5 protein-coding genes and 1 pseudogene are annotated in these 2,593 nt (G+C 37.3%); 3 read left to right on the plus strand and 3 right to left on the minus strand.

Features of this window, described 5'->3' with window-relative positions:
* Nucleotides 1-416 precede the first annotated feature (416 nt).
* Both ACFILD_RS02410 and ACFILD_RS02415 read left to right on the plus strand, forming a co-directional pair.
* The gene (locus ACFILD_RS02410; protein WP_375664711.1) at nucleotides 417-1,154 is read left to right on the plus strand and encodes a phage antirepressor KilAC domain-containing protein; all 738 of its coding nucleotides are present in this window, start codon (nucleotides 417-419) and stop codon (nucleotides 1,152-1,154) included.
* Nucleotides 1,151-1,429, plus strand: coding sequence for a hypothetical protein (locus ACFILD_RS02415; RefSeq protein WP_375631756.1), 279 nt, complete (start codon nucleotides 1,151-1,153; stop codon nucleotides 1,427-1,429). The genes ACFILD_RS02410 and ACFILD_RS02415 overlap by 4 nt, the downstream gene beginning before the upstream one ends.
* A gap of 46 nt (nucleotides 1,430-1,475) precedes the next feature.
* Here the strand turns inward: ACFILD_RS02415 and ACFILD_RS02420 are convergent, their stop codons facing one another.
* From ACFILD_RS02420 to ACFILD_RS02430, 3 genes are read right to left on the minus strand one after another with little or no spacing between them, the layout of a single operon-like run.
* Nucleotides 1,476-1,748 carry a CopG family antitoxin gene (locus ACFILD_RS02420; RefSeq protein ID WP_375631758.1) on the minus strand — a complete coding sequence of 91 codons (273 nt, stop codon included), beginning with the start codon at nucleotides 1,746-1,748 and terminating at the stop codon, nucleotides 1,476-1,478.
* A gap of 42 nt (nucleotides 1,749-1,790) precedes the next feature.
* Nucleotides 1,791-2,108, minus strand: coding sequence for a type II toxin-antitoxin system HicB family antitoxin (locus ACFILD_RS02425; protein WP_004856761.1), 318 nt, complete (start codon nucleotides 2,106-2,108; stop codon nucleotides 1,791-1,793).
* The gene (locus tag ACFILD_RS02430) at nucleotides 2,098-2,370 is read right to left on the minus strand and encodes a toxin HicA (protein WP_375613891.1); all 273 of its coding nucleotides are present in this window, start codon (nucleotides 2,368-2,370) and stop codon (nucleotides 2,098-2,100) included. The genes ACFILD_RS02425 and ACFILD_RS02430 overlap by 11 nt, the downstream gene beginning before the upstream one ends.
* Between ACFILD_RS02430 and ACFILD_RS02435 the strand changes: the two are divergent.
* A pseudogene (locus tag ACFILD_RS02435) lies at nucleotides 2,297-2,593 on the plus strand (hypothetical protein); the annotation flags it as partial. The gene ACFILD_RS02430 and the pseudogene ACFILD_RS02435 sit on opposite strands and share 74 nt — an antisense overlap.

Raw genomic sequence — 2,593 nt, forward strand, 5'->3', positions numbered from 1 at the left:
CTATTTACACACTACAGTGCTCAGTTAAAAAGCTATAGTAAAATTTCCGATTTTATAAAACTGTTCAGATTAAATGGCGTTGTCTCTTCTCAACGTTCATAGATGAAATCAACAAAAACATCAAAAAATTATCAGAAGTAGCTTGACATTATTACAGCAATATGAATAATCGAATCAGGTGCCTAACGAACACCTTAAATACCAAGCGGACGAGCTACCGAGATAGTTTATTTTCCGCACATTAAAGGCTTTGACTCATTGTATGTTACACGCATATAATGATATTGTCGGGTGTGGTTACGCTATACAATACCCTTGCGGGAAAAGCGTAACGACGGACTTGGTACCGTGTTTGTTAGCGCCCGGCACTCTTTATTGAGTGTCATTAACAAACGTCTATTACCAAGGAGTTCATAATGAACACTCTTATAAAAATTACAGAAAGTGTTGCTAATAGTGCTACCACTCAGACTATGTCGAGTCGTGAAATTGCTGAGTTGTGTGGTAAAAGACATGACCATGTCATGCGTGATATTAAGAAAATACTTGAAGAATTATACACTGAAGGAGGTCTCCCCAAATTTGGGGGCACCTATTTAGACAAGCAGGGAAAGCCTCAAAACTGCTATAACCTCCCCAAGCGTGAATGTTTAATTCTTGTTTCTGGTTATAACACTACATTACGTGCAAAAATCATTGACCGCTGGCAAGAATTGGAAAAACAAGTAGTGACACCACAAATAAATCTTGCCAATGCTTTGGAGAATCCTCTTACGATTAAGCAACTCCTTTTAGAGAGTATCAATCAATTAGAAGACTTAAGAAATGAGGTGAGCACACTCAAGCCAAAAGCAGAAGCTTTGGAAGGCTTAAAACGCTCTGATGGGCTGTTCGGTCTTATTGAAGCAGCGAAGATGCTTGAAGTACGACCTAAGGATTTATCGGATTACTTGCGTAAACATGATTGGGTGTATCGACGAGCTCCAGGGGCGCCTCTATTACCTTATCAGGATAAGATCAAGAAAGGATTCATGGACTGTCCTGCTATCACCATTCAAAGACCGGATGGTACAGAAAAGGTGCTCCCTTCAACAAAAATCACACCAAAAGGATTGGCATGTTTGAGAGAACAAATCCATGGAGGTGTACAATGAACACCAGTATCGACTTCTTATGCGATTTATGGATAGCTTTATATCAGTTTTCTAATGATGAAAATATTAATGAAAAAGAGTGTACAGCTCTGATTAACATCATGAGTTTGGTAGAAAAAGCTTTGATTTTCAAACTTCAAGATGAGGTGCCAAATATACTTAAAATCTTAACAGTTCTAACAGATTTTGGCGATTCAGAGTTTCCTACAGTTATGTTACCTTTATTGCGAGCTTACGAATCAGATTTAGAGAGCCCCATTAAAAAGGTTGCTTAATTTAAAAAATAGAACTCCCCTTCCCGTTCTTAAAATGGGGAGGGGGTTAATTCCGATGACTTTTTCGTAAATCCTGTTCAATCAGATGCCTAACATAGCGTGTATAAGGGATAGCTTGATTTTTAGCTTTTTCCTTTAAAGCCTTCATAAGCGCTTGAGGCAAGCGAATATTCATAGACGCTTCTTTAGGTAAGAACTCAAAATGAACGGGTTTAAAACCAGTTAAGTCATAATCTGTAAGATCTGCAGTATCAACAAAGTTTTCTGCTTCTTCATCCGTCTTAAAAACGGGCATTTGTTTTAATTTAGAGGTTTTCATAAAAATTAAATTTCTTTTGATGTGTATAGAATTTTAAAAGATTCAAAGTTTAGAAGAAATGTATCTGTTTAAACTCACACCATTTTCAGCGGCTTGTATTGCAAGTTTTCTATGGAGTTCTGGTGGTATTCTTAATTGAAACTTACCACTGTATTTACCATGTGACAAAGGCACAGGAACTTCTTCTCCATTATGTTGCATGTCCTCCACAACTTCTGAAACAAGGTCCATAATGCCTTTTAAAGCTTTCTCTGCTTGAGCATCTAACCATGAAAGGGATGGGAATTCTGCACACAATCCGACATATTCCTCATCTTCTTGCGACCACAAAACACGATATGTATAATGATTATTGTTCATGTTTCATCCTTTCTATCGCTTGTAAGACTTGTTTGACTTGATAAGCTTTTGCTTTGTTACCAGAATCTTTTTGAATATTCACACGTGGGTCACCAAGCCACGGGGTTTTAAAAACAAAATGACTTGAACCATTGTTCCGTGGTTCTCCAAAGAAATAGACACATACAGCCAACAAATCTGAAAACTTAATGTTCTTTGGTGATGCTTTCATCAAGCTAATTATTTTTTCAACTTTATTGTTCATAACCAATAATAGTATCATTATTAATCCTAGTCAATCATTTTATACACTTAATTGGACAGGAGTCCCCATGCATCCCCGCGAGACGATAAGAGAAACATTTGTTGCGTTGATCAAAGCAGCAAAGACGGCTGCTGGTGACAATGTTTTCAATATGCGTGACTTCAACTTTTCCGTTGAGAACACGCCTGCAATTAATATCTCAACACAAAGTGAAACGATTGAAGATGGCTATGATTATGGA

Source organism: Bartonella sp. CL162QHHD (assembly GCF_042195435.1).
Taxonomy (GTDB): Bacteria; Pseudomonadota; Alphaproteobacteria; order Rhizobiales; family Rhizobiaceae; genus Bartonella.

Excerpts from the sequence above, each read along its gene's own strand:
- ACFILD_RS02410 (WP_375664711.1), top strand. The coding sequence starts at position 417 with ATGAACACTCTTATAAAAATTACAGAAAGTGTTGCTAATAGTGCTACC.
- ACFILD_RS02415 (WP_375631756.1), top strand. The coding sequence starts at position 1,151 with ATGAACACCAGTATCGACTTCTTATGCGATTTATGGATAGCTTTATAT.
- ACFILD_RS02420 (WP_375631758.1), bottom strand. The coding sequence starts at position 1,748 with ATGAAAACCTCTAAATTAAAACAAATGCCCGTTTTTAAGACGGATGAA.
- ACFILD_RS02425 (WP_004856761.1), bottom strand. The coding sequence starts at position 2,108 with ATGAACAATAATCATTATACATATCGTGTTTTGTGGTCGCAAGAAGAT.
- ACFILD_RS02430 (WP_375613891.1), bottom strand. The coding sequence starts at position 2,370 with ATGATACTATTATTGGTTATGAACAATAAAGTTGAAAAAATAATTAGC.